This window comes from Paenibacillus sp. PK3_47 (genome assembly GCF_023520895.1).
Taxonomy (GTDB): Bacteria; Bacillota; Bacilli; order Paenibacillales; family Paenibacillaceae; genus Paenibacillus_AQ.
The window spans coordinates 3,259,339-3,279,827 of the sequence record NZ_CP026029.1; the positions used below are offsets into that span (position 1 = coordinate 3,259,339).

The window sequence follows — 20,489 nt, forward strand, 5'->3', positions numbered from 1 at the left end:
GCGCTAATATGTTCCACACATGGAGGAGCTTCCTGCAACGGGGAGCATCCCTTCCATGAAGTTCTGGTATAGTTAATCCCCCGCCGTCCGTGAGCGTGACGGGTGTCGTAATTCCTTGTTATTTCCAGCAGCCGTGTGGCGAGAATAATCCTTCCAAAACGACAAAAGCCCTACCTCTCTTTTGCCCTTGCGGCTCCAATGACCGCGCCAGTGTGAATCGGAATGCTATGTTCGAATTTTATCTCATAATAAGGAAGAGTCAGGCAAGAAAACGTAAGATTTTAAGTTCAAAATGCCGATAATAATTGGGAAGCAAGCAATCGGCTTGACATCTTCTTGTTGGGGAATACATATACACATAAACAAATATTACTCTATTATAGCATTAAATATATACAAAAGCAAATGTAATATAGACAGCAGGGTCAGGCTGGAAACGGGGGAACTAATGGATATCTACGGGGCATTTTTAAAGAAACAGATCGTGAATTATTTGTTCGGCTCCGTTGTTGCTGTGCTGGCAGTGGGCAGCTTAATCCTGCTGTCCTCGCTGCAGATCAGTATGGTGGAGTACTTCAGGCTGATGATCGTATTATGCATATCTTTTGTAATCATGGCGGTTCTGGAAATCAGGATGTTCTTCAGGCACATCGAACCGATCAGAGCGGCAATGAAGCAGCAGGAGCCTACGCTTGCAGTGATGGAAAAAGCTTATCTGCGCACTCACCGGCTGCCGAGGTATGCGATCCAGCGGATTCTCGGTCCCCATTTGCTCGGCCTCTCCCTTCCGGCGGTTCTCATGACTTACTGGATGATCCGTAACGGGCTGGTCAGCATCCCCTACTTTTATCTTCTGCTGGCGGTTGCCGGTGCTGTCCTGATTGCAGGCATGCATGCCCTGATCGAATTTTTTCTGACCTGCTCGGCGATAGTTCCCCTGATTAAAGAGTTCAGAAACCGCGCTTTGGATATGTATAATGTCGATTTCTCTCTGGAAGGCCATATTTTTGTACCGATACGGCCCAAGTTCCTGGTCAGCTGCATGCTGATCGGAACATTTCCGCTTTTTCTGTTTATTATGGCGACGCAGATCCGGCTGAACAATTATAAGTACGGATCAGAAGCAGGCCTGCAGAATTATTGGGCTTGGGCCGGCTTGGTGCTGCTGATCGGCACGATCTTCTCCTCCATAGCGGCCTGGCTGTTGACCCGGAGCGTTCAGCATCCGATTAACGAGCTGTACCAGGCGATGAATAACGTGAAAGACGGGCGGCTTACCCAAATCCAGGACGAATATTCGGATGAATTCTCGAAGCTCGTTGCCGGATTCAACATGATGGTCCGGGGGCTTCAGACCCGGGAGCAGCAGAACATACAACTGCTGGACAGTTACTTTACTACGCTTGCGGTTACCCTGGATGCCCGTGATTCATATACAGCCGGACATTCTCTGCGGGTGGCGGAATACTCGGTTATTATCGGCCGGCTGGCAGGCCTGAACGGACGGGAGCTCGATGATCTGCGCAAATCGGCACTCCTGCATGATATCGGCAAAATCGGCGTGCCTGACAGCGTGCTTTTCAAAGACGGCAATCTGACCGAAGAGGAGTTTGACCAGATCAAAAGCCATCCCGTGCTGGGTGAGAATATATTGCGGCAGATTGAGCCTGTGGAGAAAATGGCGCCTTACCTGAGCGGGGTCCGCTCCCACCATGAACGTTACGACGGCAAGGGATATCCGGATGGACTGGCCGGTACGGCAATTCCTCTTCATGGCAGAATTATTGCCGTTGCAGATGCCTATGATGCCATGACCTCGGACCGCCCGTACCGCAAAGGCATGGATCATGAACGTGCGCTGCTGATTCTGGAACAGGGCAGAGGGAGCCAGTGGGACCCTGAGTTTGCCGGACTGCTGCTGGCTTACTTTGGATTCAGCCCCGAGGAAAGCGATGGGGATCAGTCCGGCAAAGCCGGATAACTAAGAATAGGGATATCTATATATTTCCTGAGGAGCGGACTTCATCCATAATTGGGGCGGAACCGCTTCTGTCCGCGTGATTAATTTGTGAATTTTTTCTCAAAAAAGGTGATTACCGCTTACATTCGTTGAAGGATTGAAGGGAGACCGTTATAATTAATAAGTCGGATTTTAATTAAAAAATAAGGGAGATTTTTATGAAACGCGCAGATATACTGCTGGTTTCCATCGTGCTGATCGCCGCACTTGCCTTTCTGGTGCCGCGGTGGTTTTCAGAGGATAAGGGCGGTCCGGGCAAGGATCTCGTGGCCAATATAACGGTGGATGGCAAGCTGTTCAAGACAGTGCAGCTGACCAAAGAAGAACAGACTGTTGAAGTACGCACAGATCATGGATATAACATATTGAAGGTGCATGATTACGGAATTGAAATGTATGACGCCGATTGCCCGGATAAAGTATGTCTTGGCTTTGGATTTGTTACTCTGCCGAAGCAGACGATTGTATGCTTGCCGCACCGGGTACTGGTAGAGATTGCAGGCGCATCCGGAGGAGATGATATAGATGCCTATGTCCAGTAGTGAATCATCTACGGCTCTCAAGAGAACGGTTATTATAGCTCTTTTTGCAGCTGTAGCAGTTGTGCTTAGTATTGTGGAGGCTCAAATTCCGCTTGCGGGTATGGGGCTGATGCCGGGAGCGAAGCTGGGCTTCGCCAATATTATGATTTTGACCTGTATTTATTTTTTGCGCGGCCGTGATGCGCTGGTGCTTGTTCTGCTCAAAACTTTGCTTACCGCATTTTTATTAGGTACCTTTTCAAGCCTGCTGTTCAGCCTGTTCGGATCTTTGTTCAGCTTTGTCGTAATGTATGTGCTTGTCCGCTTTGGAGGGAAGAAGTTCAGTGTCATTGGTATCAGTATTGCCGGAGGATTGGCACATAACACCGGACAACTGTTAGCCGCGTCCATCGTGCTGAAATCATCCAGTACGTTCTACTATTTTCCGATGCTGCTTATTACCGGTGTGGTTACAGGGATTGCGGTCGGCTTTGCGGTAAGGTATGTAATAGACTCACTCTCCAGAATATCGCTGTTTGAAGAGTTTTTGAAGACGCCGGGTCACTAACTGCGGAAGGATGACTAACATGAATGGATCGTACAAAGCGTTAGAGGCTGAGCATGAACCTGCCGTAATTACATTTGAGGGGGTATCGTTCGGATACGTCCCGGAGCAGCCGATTCTGCAGGATATTACAGTGGCTATTCCAAGGGGGCAATGGGTTAGTGTGGTCGGCCCCAACGGCTGCGGCAAATCAACGCTGGTCAAGCTGCTCAATGCGCTCCTGCCCAAAAGTGACGGTGAGATTACCGTATGCGGCCATAGACTGGAAGAGGATACAATCGGAACAATCCGGCAGTGCATAGGCATGGTGTTCCAGAACCCGGATAACCAGTTTGTCGGGGGAACTGTCGAAGAGGATATCGTTTTTGGCCTGGAAGGGCTCTGTTTACCATACCCTGAGATGGAGGAACGTCTCCGGGTCTACAGCCGCAAGCTGGGCATTGACCATCTGCTCCAGAAGCATCCCGGCGAGCTGTCCGGAGGACAGAAGCAGCGTGTAGCCATTGCCTCCATTCTTGCCATGAAGCCAGGCATCGTCATATTTGACGAGGCCTCTTCCATGTTGGATGAAGGGAGCAGGGATGAGCTGCTCGGCATCCTGCAGGATATGCGCCGGGAAGGGAATTATACGATTCTGATGATCACCCATGATGCGGATGAGATTCTGGCCTCAGACCGTGTACTGGCTCTGCACGGCGGCAGCCTGGCGGCTGATGTAACGCCGCAGGAGCTGTTCAGGAATGAAGAGCTTCTTGCGAAATGCCACCTGCGGGAGCCCTACCCTTGGCGCCTGGCCCGTGAATTGGACAGCCTGGGAATCAAGGTGGATGTGCCCGCCAGCGAAAAGGAGCTTATAGACACATTATGGCCATACAACTACAGCAAGTAAGCTATACCTATGCGGACCGGAGTCTCTGGAGGCAGACAGCGCTGCATGATATTACACTGAATATTCCACGGGGTTCAATGCTGGGGATTGCCGGGGCTACGGGCTCCGGTAAGTCTACGCTTTTGCAGCTGTTCAACGGGATACTGAAGCCGACAGCGGGCTCCGTCACTGTGCTGGATGTGACCATCCGTGCCGGGGAGAAACCGCCGAAGCTGCTGCCGCTGCGCCGCAGGGTCGGACTGGTCTTTCAATTCCCGGAGCAGCAGATGTTTGAGGACACAGTGGAGAAGGATTTATGCTTCGGGCCGCTCAACTTCGGAATGAGCCCCGAGGAAGCCAGGGAACGCGCACGCAAGGCCATGACAGACATGGGACTCGACCTTGCCCTCCTGGAACGCAATCCGTTCCGCTTAAGCGGCGGACAAATGCGCAAGGCCGCCATCGCTTCGGTGCTGGCGATGGATCCGGATGTCGTGGTGCTGGATGAGCCGACAGCGACGCTCGATCCGGTCAGCCGGGCCGAGCTGATCGGGCTGCTTACACGCCTGTGCCGCGAGCAGGGCCGTACGGTTATTATCGTCACCCACCGGATGGACGAGCTGCTGCCGTATGCTGACAGCTGGGCCCTGCTGGGTGAAGGTCAGCTGGTATTTCAGGGCAGCAGGGAAGAGCTTGCAGCAGACCCGCAGGTTCTGGAACGCTGCGGTCTGGCGGTACCGCAATCGCTCCGCTATTGGCGGGCAGTAGCCGACCATTTTGGCTTAACAGGCGATCCTTGTCTGACCGCTGAGAGCCTGGCCGCATTGATAGCTTCCCTGCAGGCGGCAGAGGGCTCTGCGGAGACGGGAGAGGGGGATGGAAATGAATGACCGCCTGCTGCTAGGCCGCAGTATTGAGACAGGCTCCTGGGTTCATAAGCTGGATGCCCGTTCCAAAATCATCGGGATGCTGCTGTACTTCGCCGTTATTCTGCTGGCTTACTCCTGGACGTCCATGGCGGTTCTCGCCGTATTCTCGGTTGCAGTTATGGCTTCCACGCGGATACCGCTTAAATATTTTGTGAAGGCAGCCAAGCCTTTAAGGTACCTGATGTTATTTATTTTCATCGTTCAGGCTATTTCCGTTAAAGAAGGCGCGGTTTACCTGTCCCTAGGTTCGTTTTCAATGCATGAAGGCGGCCTGCGTGTGGCGGCCTTTTCTGTGATCCGGATGTTTCTGCTGATCACCTTTACTGCGCTGCTTACCTTCACGACACTGCCTGCCAAGCTGAACCAGGGGCTGGAGGGGATTCTGAAGCCGTTCAAGAAGCTGGGGCTTTCGCCGGACCGGATTACGCTGATGATCAGCATTGCCCTGCGGTTCATTCCGACCATTCTGGATGAATCCCAGATTATCATGAAGGCCCAGGCTTCGCGCGGGGCTGACCTGAAGGAGCTGCCCCTGAAGGAGAAGGGACGGATGCTCGTCTCCCTGCTGATTCCGGTAATCTCCAGCGCGTTCCGCCGCGCCCAGGATCTGGTCTACTCCATGGAGGCCCGCGGTTTCCGCATGGATGCGCCGCGTACCCGGTATCACCGCCCCAAATGGAGCGGTGCGGATACTGTATTTGTCATGATGTTCGTCGTTTTGGGAGTGGCTGTAGCGTTGTTATAGCATGCAGTTCAAGCTTTCATAGTGAATTTGTACGCCGCCGGCAGGGGGAGTACAGGCTCACCACATTTTAGGGGGAAACGCAAATGGCTCGTTATTTTAATGGCAAAGAAATTGAATTGTTGGCACCGGCAGGCACGTTTGAGATTTTTGAAGCGGTGATTCAGTCGGCCTGTGATGCGGTGTATTTTGGCGGACCGGTACTCAATATGAGAATGATGCGCAAAGGCTACAACCTGTCCCGTGGGGAGATTGTCAAAGCGCTAGAAACCGCTCATAAGCTGGATAAAAAAGTCTATGTGACGGTCAACAACCTCTTCAGCGAAGAAGATGTGGAAGAGGCCAGAGAATATTTGCGTTTTCTCGACAATGCCCGACCGGATGCGCTGATTGTACAGGACATGGCTGTGCTGGAGCTGATCCGCGAAATGGAGCTCACAGTTCCTGTGCATGCCTCGGTCATGATGAATGTACATAATCTGGAGATGATTTATGCGCTGCGTGATCTGGGGGTCAGCCGTGTGGTCACCTCGCGTGAAATGGACCTGCAGACAGCCAAGCTGCTTGGACAGCGGAGCGGAATGGAACTGGAATACTTCATTCACGGCGATATGTGTTCCGTTCACGGGGCCAACTGTTACTTCAGCTCCCAGGTATTCGGCATGAGCAGCAACCGGGGGAAATGTATGAAGCCCTGCCGCTGGGATTACCGGATCAAAAAAGACGGCTATGTGTTCCCGGCGGAATATCCGCTCGCAGTGAAGGATATGTTCATGTATGAGCACCTTCCGGAGCTGATTGAATCGGGCATTACTTCTTTTAAAATTGAAGGCCGGATGCGGGACAAAGAGTTTATGGTGAGCCTGGCGAACAGCTATGGTGAGGCAATTGACCGGTATATTGAGGATCCGCTCGGCTTTGACCGTACCGTGGATTCCAAAGAGCTGTACAAGAACCGCAAACGTGACTTTTCGACCGCATATGCTTTTGGCAGACCGGGATTGTCCAACATTAACCGCCGTTATGAAGGGACCGGGAAATTTTACAGCACAGGCAAAGTATTCAGTACCCCTACTGCAGAACGGGAGTTGTCCGGGAACAGGGTGATGCAGCTGCGGGAACGTCTCTCGGAAGCGGCGTGCGGGAAGCAGGTAAGGCCTGAGCTTGCAGTGCGTGTGAATAACATGGAGCAGGCCCGGCTGGTGCTGGAGATGGGGGTAGAGAATCTGTATCTGCCTGGTGAAGTGTTTGCGCCGGACCTTCCGTTTACGAAGCAGGATATTAAGGAACTGGGTGCGTTAAAAGGGCAAACCAGGCTGTATCTCGGCATGCCGCGGATGATGACAGAGCTGCATTTTGCCCAATTTGATCACCTGCTGGGCGGGGAACGCCTGCCAATTGACGGGCTCATGATTACCAATCTTGGAGCGATCCGCCGTTTCCGCAATACGGGCTATCCGATGATCGGAGACGTTAATCTCAATGTGTATAACCATCTTTCGGCCGGGCTCTATGCCGGACTGGGACTGGATAAACTTACGGTCTCACCGGAAATGACGATGGAGCATTTTGCAGACTTTACCTCCCGCTGCGGGCTGCCGCTTGAAGTGGTTGTACACGGCACACCGGCGCTGATGTATATGGAGCATGACTTGTTCGAGAACACGGAGGTTATGGAGCCGATCGGTGAGGAAGACAATCTGTATGTCAGCAATGACGTTCTTGTGCTCAAAACAGATAAAGGTGAAAACCCGGTCTACCGTGACCAGTACGGACGCAATCATCTGCTGTTTTCCAAAGAGCTCTGCTATCTGCCGGTGCTGGAAGAGATGAAGGGACTGGGGATTGCCAGCTTCCGGATTGAAGGCGCTACGTACAGTACCAGCCAGCTGCGTGTCATCATTGAGGCTTACCGGAATGCAATTAACGGTTCTGGTGTAAAAGATGAGCTGCTCGGCGGTTTACAGCCGGTTTATGCCGGATTTACCCTGGGCTCACTGCAGTTTAATTAATATCTAAAATTTTAATTGATACCCTGAGCAGTATGTTGTTAATATTAGCAGCTTGGTAAGTTATTTTTTTCACATGGTTTGGGATTTATTCATGCGGTTAGAACAGATTCGGAAGACCGGCAGAGGAAAGAGAGGGACAACTTATGGAACAGCATTTTATCGGGAGAGAGGAAGTCGCTGCGAAGCGGAAACAGTACTTTTATCCCTGCACCGCCCACTTCTATCGTAATGCACCGCAAATGGTACGCGGCAGCATGCAGTTTATGTATGATGAGAACGGTAAAAGGTATACGGATTTCTTCGCGGGAGTCTCGGTAGTGGCCTGCGGCCACTGCAACCCGGCGATTACGGCGCGGACGATAGAGCAGCTGCAACAGCTGCAGCATACCTCGACGGTCTATCTTACCCAGCCTAATGTAGATCTTGCCGAACGGCTGGAGGAAGTGCTGCCGGGACAACTGCGGCGCAGCTTTTTTGTGAACAGCGGCTCTGAGGCCAATGAGGGAGCACTGCTGCTGGCCAGAATGCATACCGGGCGCAAAGGGTTCATCGCACTGGAAGGCGGGCTCCACGGCCGGACCAATCTTACGATGAGTGTAACCGGGCTGCAGATGTGGAGAACGGACCCATACCTCGATGAGGATGTCACTTTTATAGAGCGTCCGTATGATCCGGAGATGAGCCTTGAAGATGCTGCTGCGCGGTCTCTGGAGAGCCTGGAGCGTGTACTGGCAGAGAAAGGCGGCACCATTGCCGCTATGATCGTTGAGCCAATCCAGGGGAATGGCGGGATGGTTATGCCGGTATTCTCTTATTTCCGTGAGGTCAAAGCCCTGCTTGAGCAATACGGCGTGCTTCTGATCGACGATGAGATTCAGACCGGCTACGGGCGTACCGGCGCTATGTTCGCAATTGAGCATTTTGGCGTCGTGCCGGATATTATCAGCATGGCCAAAGCGCTGGGGAATGGCGTTCCGGTTGCCGCTTTTGCGACCACGGATGAGATTGCAGCTTCGCTGAACAGGCCGTCTGCGTCAACCTTTGGCGGCAATCCTGTATCGGCCGCTACGGCGCTGGCAGTTCTGGACTACATCCGTGATGAGCGTCTGCCGGAGCGGGCAGCAGAGCTTGGCGGCCGGCTGAAGCAGGGGCTTCAGGCGCTGCAGGAACGTTATCCGGCGCTGATCTCCGATGTGCGGGGGACAGGGTTTATGCTCGGGGCGGAGCTGTCCGCACCTGACACCGCAGCCGCTGCCGGGCTGACAGACCATGTGCTGGAGGAAATGAAGGACCGGGGGTATCTGATCGGCAAAAATGGTGTGAACCGCAATGTACTCGCCTTTCAGCCGCCGCTGGTGGTTACTGCTGAAGACATTGACGGATTAGTTAACACCCTGGATCAAGTGCTGGCCCATGTCTGAAAACACATGACTAATGCTGCAAACTCCTTTAAAATATAAGGTATTAAACGAAGCAGTGGCATATTTGCGGCATACTGAAGAAAGAGGCATATCCTTATGGTTATCTTTAATGTTTTTAAGACGGCTGCGCTTAAGCTGAAAATGTTCAGCGAACTCGTCATGTTCTCCCATACGCTGTTTTCGCTGCCGTTTGCAATCATCTCTATGGTATGGGCGGCAGGCGGCTGGCCTTCGGGGCACATGATGCTGTGGGGGCTTATAGCGCTCATAGGGGCACGCAACGGCGCCAATGCTTTTAACCGGCTGGTGGACCGTACCTTTGACCGTCTGAATCCGCGTACGGCGCACCGGCATCTGCCGCAGCGTCTGCTCGCGGAAAAAGAAGTGATCCTGTTCATTGTTATCAACTACGCGGTGTTTATTGTGGCATCCGGCATGCTGAATCTGCTCTGTCTGATCTTGTCGCCGGTAGCGATTGTTCTTATTTCTTCTTACTCTTACACTAAAAGATTCACCTTTCTCAGCCATCTGTACCTGGGCTTTGTCATTGCCTCGGCACCGATCGGCGCATGGTTTGCCGTTACGGGGAATATCGCCTTTACGCCGTTCGTGATCGGCACGGTCGTGATGCTCTGGATTGCCGGATTTGATATTATCTACGGCACCCAGGATATCGATTTCGACCGGCGGCATGGCTTGTGGTCGATTCCCAGCTTCTTCGGCCTGGAGAACGCGCTGCGGATCTCCAAAGGGCTGCATTTTATTATGATTATGCTGCTGCTGTTCCTGTACCTCTGGCGCGATCTGGGCTGGATGTACCTGGTGGGCATTGGCATCGCTACACTGCTGCTGATGACAGAGCACAAAATCATCAAGCCTTCCAACCGGAAGCTGATGAAGGTGGCTTCTTATAATTTGAACCAGGTGATTAGTATGGTGATATTGCTGTGTACGATGGTTGATTATTTTTATGTTAGCTAGGTGGGGGTCGGTTAAGGTGCTGCGCTGCGAGGAATGTTTGGACTTCCGATCGCTGTTATGTCCAGATTCCCTGATTGGAACCGCTAATCGCGGTAGAAATCCGGACATAGCATATGCTTCCGAAGCGAGCTTTCCTGCGGAAAGCTTTCAGGCGGACGCTGCCGCTTCTCCAGTTCCAAAATTCCTCTCCGCTCGCCTAACCTCGCCTGGGCTAACAACAAAAGACAACATGCCTACCCAGCAGGGGGGCGGCAAAGAGGCGCAAAAGGTTGAGCGAGCGCCTTTTTCGGCTGCATAAAAACAGGTAACCCCAAACCCCCGAACCCCCAGACCCCCCAACCCCCGAACCCCCGAACCCCAAACCCCAAACCCCAAACCCCAAACCCCATACTACTAAACACACTCACGGGCGCTTCGCTGCGTTCGGCTTATTTAGCAACAACATGGAGTTGGATGCTGGCTAGTTGGAAATTCTCCATCTAATTACGGTGTTTTTAAAGAATTTTTAGTTTTAGATGGAAATACTCCCACTATTTACTCCTAAATGTCGCTTATGTGATGAAAGTAGGTGATATAGGTGGAGGTTTTCCAACTAATGCTGTGAGATGTGTGATTCCGGTGAAATTAAGTGGAGAATTTCCATTAAGCTAGTCGAAGACAGTCTGAGTTAGGTTAGCCCAAGGGATGACAATGCGAGCAGTATAATCCAAATGTTAAGGCAATCGTAAATGTGGCAACATTAGGCGAGTAATTCATACGTGAGACAATCCAAGGTATGATGACACGAGGGATGTGATCCACAGGTACGGCGAAACAAAGGAAGATCATCCGAGTAAGGAGATGTAGTCCGAGCAAGGAGAAATAGTCCGAGCAAGGAGAGATAGTCTGCACAAGGAAGGATAAATCGGGCAAGGCATGCTGAACCCAAACAAAAAAAGCCCGCGCAGGGCTTTTTTGTTTGAAGTTATATTGGTTTTGTTTAATGAATAGTTAGAGTGTTTAAATGTTAAAATTTTATCCATTAACGGTCCCTGCCGGCGAAATAGTTGAGCAGGGTATCCAGGTCCTTATGCGCAGGATAAGCGGCAAGCTGCTGCACGATGGCTGAAGCCTGATCGAGATAATCCTGGCTGACCTGTTCAGTACGGGCCAAGGCGTCGCTGCCGGAAATAAGCCCGAGTACATACTCTACCTCTTCAGTAGAAGAGGCGGAACCAATCTTACGGATGGCGGGAGACAGCGCCGGGTCCTGCAGGGCAAAGAGCACAGGCAGGGTCACCTGACCATGGCGCAGGTCACTGCCGGCAGGCTTGCCGAGCACGTCAGCGGACTGGGTGAAGTCAAGCAGGTCGTCCTGAATCTGAAAGGACATGCCGAGCGCTTCCCCGAAACGGTAGAGAAGATCTGCGGTCTCTTCAGTGCTCTCTGAGGACAGCGCGCCTACACGAAGACAGGTGGCCATGAGCATCGCTGTTTTGTTGCGCGACTTCTCCAGGTACTGCTCCATCGTCAGATCATAATCATAGGCGTGCTCCATCTGCTGGTATTCACCCAGACACAGCTGGGCGGTAGCCACAGAGGACAAATCATGGACGTAGCGGTTTCTGTCCCCGGTATATTTGCTTAACAGCTCAATGACCCGGGCGGACATATAGTTGCCGACATGCACAGCTGACCGGACCCCGGTCTTGATATGGAGGGCGGGCCCGCCGCGACGCAGCTCGGCATTATCAATAATATCGTCATGGATTAAAGAGGCCGCGTGAATAAATTCGGCAGCAGCGGACAGCTGCAGGGCTCTGCGGCCTGCGGGCTTGGGACCGAAACGGCTGCCGACAATAACCATCAGCGGCCGGAGCCGTTTGCCGCCGGAGCCGACAAGCTCGAGAATGCTCTGCGCAAGCGCCGACTTTTTGGGAACGTCTTTATCACGGGTCACTAAGCTTTCGATTTCACGGTTGATTTCATTCAGGTCTATGTGTAAGGCTTCATGCAGCTTCATTAGGATTCCCACCTGTCAAATGGCTTTGCTTGTGCGGTTCTGCTGCCTGCGTTCCTGGAGTAGGAAGTCTTCAATGCCTGCGGCAGGATTAAAATCCGCGAAGTCTCCATTTGAACGTCTGATCTGCAATTTTTTGATAGAAGGTGCCAAATAGGCCACCAGGTCAAGCTCACGGCATTGCACCGCAAACTGCAGGTAAAAGCTGTATAGATAATCTCCATCCAAAATGCGGCGCGTAAGCTCGGGATGATGAGGGACACAATCCATATGGCGCTGTGCCGCTGCGGTAAGAATAATATAAATGCCAAACAGATGGATTTTGCGGTCATATTCCAGATCATGGCGTTCCAGTACCGGGAGCAGCTGCTCACATTCTGCCGGAGAGAGATTGAGCTGTATTCCGGCAATGGGTGACATTTCAGCCTTAAGCAGCCGGAAAGTATCTTCAATGAGTTGTCTGTGCAAGATTCTCTCCTCCTTGTCGGTTTTGCCGGAAGCAACCATAGCCCTGATTATCCCTACAAAACCAATCTTTGAATCCTTGTTAAATAAGGAGAGTAATGTGTCCTATGGACACATTACTCTTAAGAATATCCTATTCAGTTACAGCAGTGCTCCATTACTCAAACTGCTGTCATCATTTAATTAAACTTTAGAGCGGGTACTAAACAGCCCGTTCTGACATCAGTCGGTGTACAGGTACCATCGCCGGACGAGCGGAAGTCTCTTCCACTGCTTCTTGAGCCAAGGCAGTACATAGTAATCGAGGCCAAACACGCTTCCGGATCCGCCGATAGTGGCAATAGCTGCAGCAACATACCAGAGCATTTCCGTTGAAGCCATTTTACTGGACCAGATCATAACCGCCATAGCTATAGTCGCTATAGAAGCGATAGCTGTGAACAGACCTACGATGAGCATAATACCGAAGACGATTTCGGCACAAACCATGCCGATTTGGAACCATTTAGCCAGGAATGTATAAGTTCCGTCATTGTTGTAGAACATCAGATCCATGAACCAGTTCGTAATATCGTATACCCATCCAGGAACCCACAGTGCTTCCACTGCTTCCTTTGCAGTCGAAACAGCGGAAGCTGCGGACTGTGCGTCAACCGTAGTTTTGACAGCATCTACAGCAACACTGGCCGAAGATGCGGCATCTGTAGCAAACGGAGCAGCAGGGATCAGGAATATCTTATCGGGATCTTCCCATATCTTCTTAAGCTTATCGATACCTTCATACAGCCACATGCCGCCGAGCAGTACGCGGAGCGGAACGAGCCAGAAGTTCGGTGAACGCTTGGAGAAGTGGCCGCCGACGAAGCTCTTGCGGTTCTCGACATGGAAGAACTCGTGCATCATGTAAGTCCATACCTTGTTAAAACCTACCACTTGAGACAGGTAGAACATATTGATAAAATGTTTGGACAGCATCGCCATGAATCCGGTGAGCATGAACAGTTTGCCAGGAAGACCGACGTTCGCTACACCATAGCGGCTGCCGATGGATACCATCGTACCGTGGAAGCCCGGTTTGTAAGCTTTTTTGGCTGTGCCCTTGATGTCGGCTGCAATGTTGCCGGCCACGAGCGGAGCTGCCTGCTCGGCATTTTCAACCATTTGCGGTACAGGACGTGTCTCGCCTTCAGGGATGAAGAAGATGTTATCCCCTACAACGTATACGTTCTTGTGATCAACGCTTTCCAGGTTTTCATTGGTAACAATCCGTTTGCGTCCTTCTTGCTTCACATCCAGATTGCCGACGATTTCGGAACCTTCAACGCCTGCTGTCCATACGATGGTATGGGCGTCAACGACGTTCTTCTCACCGAGGGCAACGTTTCCTTCGCCTACAGCGGTGATTTTGGCGCCGGTTACGATCTCCACGTTCAGCTTGCGCAGACGCGCTTCAGCTTTCTGGATCAGCTTATCCGGCAGGATCGGCAGAATCTTCGGAGCCATATCGGCAACAATCAGCCGTACTTCGGATGGGTCGATGAAGAATTCTCTGCAGAGTTCATCGCGCTGTTCTGCCATTTCCCCGATCAGCTCGACACCTGTGAAGCCGGCGCCGATAATGACGAAGGTCAGCATGGAACGGCGTACAGCCGGATTTTTCTCCTTGGCTGCTTGAGTGTACATATCGCGGATTTGGCGTTTCAGCGCAACCGCGTCGTCATAGGACCAGAAGGAGAAGGTATTCTCTTCAGCTCCAGGAATACCGAAGAATGTCGGTTTGCTTCCTGTGCCGATGACCAGGTAATCATAAGCATAGGTAGCTTTGTCGGATTTAAGCTTCTTGTTCTTGAAATCAATATTGCTGATCTCGTCAAGGACTACATCTACTTTAAGACCTGCAAAGATTTTCTTCAGATCGATCTTAATTGAATCCTCAGGCGCGCGATTCGCAGAAACCTCATGCAGCTCAGTCAAAAGAGTGTGATAGGGATTCCGGTCGATCAGTTTGATTTCTACATCTTTGTCGTTCTTAAATTTCTTTGCCAGTTTCTTAGCCGTGAGTACGCCGCCGTAGCCGCCGCCTAAAATAACTATCTTTTTCAAGAGAAACTCACCTCGTTCGTCTGATTAGCTGCAAAAGGCATGCGGATGATTATTTCGCGCCTTCGAGTGCTTTTTCTGCCAGTGTGAAGTATTCGCCAACATGGATGGAAACGCCGGAGATTGCATCGGTTTTGCCTTCAGCATCCAGGGTTGGTGCAGCGCCTTTATTATCAAGGAAATAAGCTTCAGCCAATTCGGCTTGCTCATGCCATTCGGAAGAAGCGCCGCCGGCTTTCATGCCGTATTTGCCATCGATTGAAAATTGTTTCTTGTCATCGCCTGCAGCATTCAGACCGCTGAATTTAACGGCTACTACGTTGCCGCCTGCAACTGTTACATCAACAGTGGACTTCCAGCCGGACTCTGCATCCATTTCGCCTTCAGCATGGTAACCGCCGTCTTTGTAAGGGCCGACTTCTGCAGGGCCTGCAGCCAGTGCAGCTTGTGCAGCAGCGATGAAGTCATTAACGTGTACAGATACGCCGGAGATTGCATCAGTGTGTCCTTCAGCATCCACAGTGATTGCTGCCGGATCCTGCTTCTCGATCAGGTAGGCTTCAGCTGCAGCGGCCTGTTCGTGCCATTCCGCTTGGGCGCCGCCTTTTTCAACCAGACCGTATTTGCCGTCCTCGGATACCTTCTTCTTCAGATCGCCTGCATTGTTGACATTAAAAGCATTCCAGTCAGCTTTGGTGATCTTTCCGCCCTCTACAGTAAGCAGCGCATAAGTTTGCCAGCCTGTTTCTGCATCAGCTTCGATGGTTCCGAAGTACGTTCCGTCTTGATACGCACCCGCCTCAGTTCCTGCGTCAGCCGCCGGAGCAGTTGTTGCTTCAGGAGCAGCCGTTGCAGCCGGAGCGTTGGTTGCCGCAGTGTTAGCTGCTTCATTGTTGTTGCCACAGCCTGCGAGCAAAGTACCAAGTACCAGAGCGCTCGACAAAATTACAGAAGCTTTTTTCATTTGTGATGACCTCCAAAAAATAGTTTAAAATATATATATTAAAATGTAAAACATTTTAATAGTCGTTGGAAGTGACAAAAATCACTTATTAAATGACATATATCACTATCATCGGCAGCTTGGGCCCCTAAATTTAGCTATATCCTGACATATAATAATAAACATTATTTCAAAATTTAAACAAATTGTTTCTGCTCCGGTGGCATTCTAACACAATTAGATGAATTATCATGTGAAAATAATCACTTAAAAACTGATAAAATAATTTACATATGGAGTATATCAAATTTTAAAAGAGTTGCATACCTATTTTAAAAGACTATTATGTGACAAAATGCGACGCTGATCCGCAAAGTGTCCAGATTCATCCCAAAGCCTGAGGGGTAATTCTTCACTAGGACATGGTCCTCTAAGATACCAAGAAGAGACGCTCCAGGCGTCCTGATTTCAGGATGGCGGAAGCGTGTTTCTGCAAAAGAAATAAGCAGGCTGCAGTGAGCGGCTTGGTTCTTATTCTTTTAAAAATTGGGAAACCAAGGAGATGACATGTGATGGATAACAACGTGATCAAAGGAAAATGGATGCAGCTGAAGGGTGAGGCCAAGAAGCAGTGGGGCCAGCTTACCGACGATGATCTGGATGTAATTGACGGCGAGAAAGACAAGCTGGTAGGCAAGCTCCAGGAGCGTTACGGCCATACCAAAGATGACGCCGAAGCGGAGTACAGCAAGTGGGAGAAAACCTTCCGCAGCTGACCCGGGCCTGACGAGAAAACAAGCCTCCCAACAGGTTAATCACATATAAGGAAAGAGGCGGTGTCTAATGTACAAATCCCGTATTGTAACCGGCAGGATCATCGAAATTCACGGTGACCGGGTTCTTACACAGCAAGGAGACATGATCTGTACCTATCATTCCCGGTATTATACCCTGCCGGATACGGAAGATTGGACACAAGCCGGATGTGACCTGGAGAGAGAACCGATAATAACTTTGCAGGAAAGAAGCGCAAATCAACTCTGATTTGCGCTTCTTTCTTGCCGTATCAGAACTTACATATTTATGGAAAGGTTCTGCCGTAATCCGCAGCTGCAGGAGTATTATATTGTATCAAGTACATAGTTAGAACCGGGGCTTCATGTATTGCATTCATTATTATGGTAGTATGGATAGGAAATCGCTGCGTTACATCTGCAAGTAGGAGTGAAGCTATGGAATATTTAAAAATATTTTTTGTAAACACGGCTATTCTGATAACACTGGCCTATTTGGCTAATTTGATATATAAACACACAATTACATATGCGCCTGACCGGATCAAAAAAATAAGCTGGGTCGTCCTGGCTATTTTTGCAGGCTGGATCAGCTCTATTTTCGGTTACCGGATCGAAGAGAACGTGATATTCGATCTGCGCTTCGTACCGCTGATTATTTCCGCGCTGGCTTATCCGCAGCCTTTTATACTTATTATCATCGGTGTCGGTACGGGGCTGACCAGATTAACCTTCGGCGTCAATGAAGCTGCCGTTGCGGGAGTCCTGAATTTATCGATTCTCGGCTTTGTCTGTGCGGCTCTTAGTTTGTGGATGCAGAAGTCAAATGCCTCTGCAGGATACAAAAGGATAATGACAATACTTGTTGTATGCGTGATTAATCAGATCAACATTCTTGTTTTCGGGGTAATCCCTGCCCGTGAATACATAACGGATATTATGCCGCTTACCTTTCCGGCCGGAATTATTCTCAGCATGCTGTTTGCGCTTATCATCCGCGACTTTCAGCTGGAGCTGCTGCGTACCGGACAGATTGTGAGAGCAAATGAGCTGCTGTCCGCCCAGACGGAGCAGCTGCACAAGAACAAAATTGTGCTTGAGGAGAGAGCCAAACTGCTGTCGCAGGCTTCCCAGTACAAATCTGAGTTTCTGGCTAATATGTCACATGAGCTGAGAACACCGCTGAACAGCATTATTAATTTGTCGCAGCTTATTGAAGAGCAGGACGACTCGCAGAGCAGGGAAGAAACCAGGGAATATGCGGCAATTATCCACCGGTCGGGGCAGGATTTGCTTACGCTGATCAATGATATTCTGGATATGTCGAAGGTTGAGGCGGGAAAACTCGAGATTGTGAAAGAAGAGCTGAACGTCAGCGAAATCCCGGAATTGCTGTCACAGCAGTTCAGGGTCGCAGCCCAGCAGAAAGGGCTGGAGTTCAAAATTTCAATGCATGCTGATGTGCCTCCTGTAATCTGCTCTGATCCCCAGCGGGTACAGCAGATTCTGCGGAACCTGCTTTCCAATGCGATCAAATTCACGATGACAGGGTATGTGTCGCTGAATGTCCGGGTGTCTGAAGAGCAGGAGGGGGAGCTCCGGCGCCGCTGGATTGTTTTTGAAGTCGAGGACACCGGGATCGGAATATCCGCCGAAAAGCATGAGCTGATTTTCGGGGCCTTTCAGCAGGCGGACCGGATGATTACCCGCCAATACGGGGGCACAGGCCTGGGCCTGTCCATCAGCAATGATTTGGCGGGACTGCTTGGGGGCTATATCACACTGCAGAGCGAGGAGAATCAGGGGAGCCGGTTTGCGCTGTATTTGCCGCTGTGAAGCAGCGGCTTACAGGCGTCTATCGGCTCCAACATATTTTGTAATATTGGTGTATTGACAGGAGAATGATGCGGAGTAGAATGAAGCCAATGCCGCATCGAAGGAGTGTTAACACCCCCATGAACATCATGAGAAACGGAGCAGCCGGTACCGGCTTCAAACGTACCCGCAAATCCTCAGTACACCGCAAGAACCTGCAGATCGCTACATTCGAGGGGATTCCTTCAACAATTTTTCAGGTTTTGCTGCAAGGACAGTTTCTTACAGGATTTCTATTGTATTTAGGAGCCAGCTCCAGTCAGATCGGATTTGTGCTAGCGCTTACTACCCTGGTCAATGTAGCGCAAATCGGGGTGGCCTTCCTGATCCAGAAGCTGCCCAGCCGCAAATGGGCAATGGTGACATTTATTGGCCTGCACAGGCTTTTGTGGGGCTCTACGGGACTGGTGCCGTTTATTTTTCCCAAAGAGCATTGGGTTACCGCTTTTATAGTGTTGTATACAATTGCTTTCATTGCCAATACGGCAGGCGGCGTATTATGGAACTCTGTAATCAGTGATCTGGTTCCTGCCAGGGTAAGAGGCCGTTACTTCGGCATCCGCAATACGCTTTTGAATGCTCTCGGAAGTCTCGTGATGTACGGCGGGGGGATTGTGCTGGACCGTTTTCCGGGCGGACAGGGTTTTCTGATTCTGTATATTGTTGTCTGGATTTTTTCGGTAAGCAATATCATCGTCTTTTTCTTCTATCCGGATGTGCCTTTTGAAAAGTCGGAGGAGAAGGATTTCCTGCCGATGTTCAGAAAGCCGCTTCAGGACAGGCTGTTTATGAAATCAACGCTGTTTCTTGCAGCCTGGCTGCTGCTGCAGAATCTTACAGTGCCTTTATATTCCTATGTTATGCTGCAACTGCTTCACATTAATTATGAAACGCTGTCTCTTTTGAATGTGTCACAGACTGTTTTTATGATGGCGAGCTTTTATGTCTGGGGCAATCTTAATGCAAGGTACAGCAACAAACGCCTGCTGCTCTGGACACTGCCGATCATTGCACTTTCTTCGCTGATCTGGGGGCTGCTGTCGGTACTGCCGATGCTGCCGGTGCTGTTCGCCGCCCACATTATATTCGGGATGGGAGTAGGCGGGTTCAACCAGCTGGCTTTTAATTTCATTATCGGTGATACACCCAAAAAGGAACGGCCGATGTACATGGCGATGTATGCGGCGCTTACGGGCCTGGCTGCCTTTTTTGGTCCGGTCATCGGCGGCAAAATTTACGAATGGATCGTAAACTGGCCTCACTGGACACAGGTATACGGCATGCAGCTGATTGTCGGAATGCTGATGATCACCCTGGCGCTGCTGCTGGGCCGGCGTATTCTCAAAGACTAGACGATCATGCCGCTTTTCGCAGCATGGACGGCGATGAAATTTCGAAGAAGATTCTCAATTTGGCTTGGCTAAATTGGAGGCTTCCATAACAATGTCCTTAGTCCGGACACTGTTATTTCAGGGTAGAATGGAGGAGGAAGTAATGACCAGAATAGCGGTAGTACTCGGGGCGACAGGCCTGGTAGGGAAGGCGGTTACAGAGGATCTGCTGGGCGGGGAATGGGATGAGGTCCGGGTTCTGGTCCGCCGCCCGCTTCCTTTCAAGGATTCGAGGCTGAAGCAGATCCTGGTTGACTGGGACAAGCTTGGACAATATAAAGAGCACTTTACAGGCGCTAATGCCGTCTTTTGCTGCCTGGGGACAACCATCAAAAAGGCGGGTTCCCGGGAGCAGTTTGAGCGTGTTGATCTGGAATATCCGCTTACTGCCGCCGTTATAGCCAAGGAGTGCGGTGTGAAGCAGTTTCTGGCTGTATCCTCAATGGGGGCCAGCGCCAAATCGCGTAATTTCTACAGCCGGACCAAAGGGCGGGCTGAAGACGGGCTTATTGCGGCGGGCTTTTATGGCCTTCATCTCTTCCGCCCGTCGCTGCTGCTGGGGGAACGCGAAGAATTCCGGCTGGGTGAGCGGGCGGCCGCGGTGGTTATGGAGGCACTGGATTTTGCCATGGTCGGCAAAGCTGCGCAGTACCGCGCCATTCCCGGTTCCAAGGTGGCCAGGGCAATGGTCAATATTGCGCTGGCCAATACTGGCGGCGTACATGTCTACACCAACGAAGTCATACATGTGATCGGTAAGCGCTAACCGTCCGGAAAGTTTGCATTAACAGGACTCCAGGACGTACAATGGGACATAAATCTGACGTACATAGTGACCGTAGTGTCGTGTACTCACAGGAGGA

Annotated in this window: 18 protein-coding genes; 14 read left to right on the forward strand and 4 right to left on the reverse strand. The window is 50.9% G+C overall.

Annotated features, from left to right (window positions below; translation table 11 throughout):
* Positions 1 to 448 precede the first annotated feature (448 nt).
* The 9 genes from C2I18_RS14555 (at position 449) to C2I18_RS14595 (ending at position 10,059) form a co-directional block, all read left to right on the forward strand.
* Positions 449 to 1,981 (forward strand): HD-GYP domain-containing protein, encoded by a 1,533-nt coding sequence (locus C2I18_RS14555; protein ID WP_249901851.1) that lies wholly within the window; start codon positions 449 to 451, stop codon positions 1,979 to 1,981.
* 197 nt (positions 1,982 to 2,178) lie between these two features.
* Positions 2,179 to 2,562, forward strand: a complete 384-nt coding sequence (locus C2I18_RS14560) for a NusG domain II-containing protein (protein ID WP_249901852.1) — start codon at positions 2,179 to 2,181, stop codon at positions 2,560 to 2,562.
* Complete coding sequence (locus tag C2I18_RS14565) at positions 2,546 to 3,109, forward strand: Gx transporter family protein (protein WP_249901853.1); 564 nt, start codon at positions 2,546 to 2,548, stop codon at positions 3,107 to 3,109. Before C2I18_RS14560 ends, C2I18_RS14565 begins: the two co-directional genes overlap by 17 nt.
* Before the next feature lie 10 nt (positions 3,110 to 3,119).
* Entirely contained in the window at positions 3,120 to 3,995 is an 876-nt protein-coding gene (locus C2I18_RS14570) for an ATP-binding cassette domain-containing protein (protein ID WP_342760348.1), read from the forward strand.
* On the forward strand, positions 3,971 to 4,864 hold the full coding sequence (locus tag C2I18_RS14575) for an energy-coupling factor transporter ATPase (protein ID WP_249901854.1): 894 nt from the start codon (positions 3,971 to 3,973) through the stop codon (positions 4,862 to 4,864). The genes C2I18_RS14570 and C2I18_RS14575 overlap by 25 nt, the downstream gene beginning before the upstream one ends.
* Positions 4,857 to 5,648, forward strand: coding sequence for an energy-coupling factor transporter transmembrane component T family protein (locus C2I18_RS14580; protein ID WP_249901855.1), 792 nt, complete (start codon positions 4,857 to 4,859; stop codon positions 5,646 to 5,648). The genes C2I18_RS14575 and C2I18_RS14580 overlap by 8 nt, the downstream gene beginning before the upstream one ends.
* An 83-nt stretch (positions 5,649 to 5,731) precedes the next feature.
* Positions 5,732 to 7,657, forward strand: a complete 1,926-nt coding sequence (locus tag C2I18_RS14585; protein ID WP_249901856.1) for a peptidase U32 family protein — start codon at positions 5,732 to 5,734, stop codon at positions 7,655 to 7,657.
* 143 nt (positions 7,658 to 7,800) lie between these two features.
* Entirely contained in the window at positions 7,801 to 9,078 is a 1,278-nt protein-coding gene (locus tag C2I18_RS14590; protein WP_249901857.1) for an aspartate aminotransferase family protein, read from the forward strand.
* A 96-nt stretch (positions 9,079 to 9,174) separates the two neighbouring features.
* The gene (locus C2I18_RS14595) at positions 9,175 to 10,059 is read left to right on the forward strand and encodes a UbiA-like polyprenyltransferase (RefSeq protein WP_249901858.1); all 885 of its coding nucleotides are present in this window, start codon (positions 9,175 to 9,177) and stop codon (positions 10,057 to 10,059) included.
* A 1,021-nt stretch (positions 10,060 to 11,080) separates the two neighbouring features.
* Here C2I18_RS14595 and C2I18_RS14600 read toward each other — a convergent pair.
* The 4 genes from C2I18_RS14600 to C2I18_RS14615 form a co-directional block, all read right to left on the reverse strand.
* Positions 11,081 to 12,061: a polyprenyl synthetase family protein gene (locus C2I18_RS14600; RefSeq protein WP_249901859.1), complete on the reverse strand. Its 981-nt coding sequence runs from the start codon at positions 12,059 to 12,061 to the stop codon at positions 11,081 to 11,083.
* 15 nt (positions 12,062 to 12,076) lie between these two features.
* Positions 12,077 to 12,526, reverse strand: coding sequence for a hypothetical protein (locus C2I18_RS14605; protein WP_249901860.1), 450 nt, complete (start codon positions 12,524 to 12,526; stop codon positions 12,077 to 12,079).
* A 219-nt stretch (positions 12,527 to 12,745) separates the two neighbouring features.
* Complete coding sequence (locus C2I18_RS14610) at positions 12,746 to 14,626, reverse strand: FAD-dependent oxidoreductase (RefSeq protein ID WP_249901861.1); 1,881 nt, start codon at positions 14,624 to 14,626, stop codon at positions 12,746 to 12,748.
* Between the two features lie 49 nt (positions 14,627 to 14,675).
* Positions 14,676 to 15,587 (reverse strand): FMN-binding protein, encoded by a 912-nt coding sequence (locus tag C2I18_RS14615; RefSeq protein WP_249901862.1) that lies wholly within the window; start codon positions 15,585 to 15,587, stop codon positions 14,676 to 14,678.
* Between the two features lie 551 nt (positions 15,588 to 16,138).
* On the opposite strand from C2I18_RS14615, the gene C2I18_RS14620 reads away from it, so the two are divergent.
* From C2I18_RS14620 to C2I18_RS14640, 5 genes are all read left to right on the forward strand, one after another.
* Positions 16,139 to 16,342, forward strand: coding sequence for a CsbD family protein (locus C2I18_RS14620; protein ID WP_249901863.1), 204 nt, complete (start codon positions 16,139 to 16,141; stop codon positions 16,340 to 16,342).
* A 67-nt stretch (positions 16,343 to 16,409) separates the two neighbouring features.
* Entirely contained in the window at positions 16,410 to 16,610 is a 201-nt protein-coding gene (locus tag C2I18_RS14625) for a hypothetical protein (RefSeq protein WP_249901864.1), read from the forward strand.
* Positions 16,611 to 16,798: 188 nt separating this feature from the next.
* Positions 16,799 to 18,196, forward strand: a complete 1,398-nt coding sequence (locus C2I18_RS14630) for an ATP-binding protein (RefSeq protein WP_249901865.1) — start codon at positions 16,799 to 16,801, stop codon at positions 18,194 to 18,196.
* Positions 18,197 to 18,315: 119 nt separating this feature from the next.
* Positions 18,316 to 19,587, forward strand: coding sequence for an MFS transporter (locus tag C2I18_RS14635; protein WP_342760349.1), 1,272 nt, complete (start codon positions 18,316 to 18,318; stop codon positions 19,585 to 19,587).
* A 142-nt stretch (positions 19,588 to 19,729) separates the two neighbouring features.
* The gene (locus C2I18_RS14640) at positions 19,730 to 20,392 is read left to right on the forward strand and encodes an NAD(P)H-binding protein (protein ID WP_249901866.1); all 663 of its coding nucleotides are present in this window, start codon (positions 19,730 to 19,732) and stop codon (positions 20,390 to 20,392) included.
* Positions 20,393 to 20,489 lie beyond the last annotated feature (97 nt).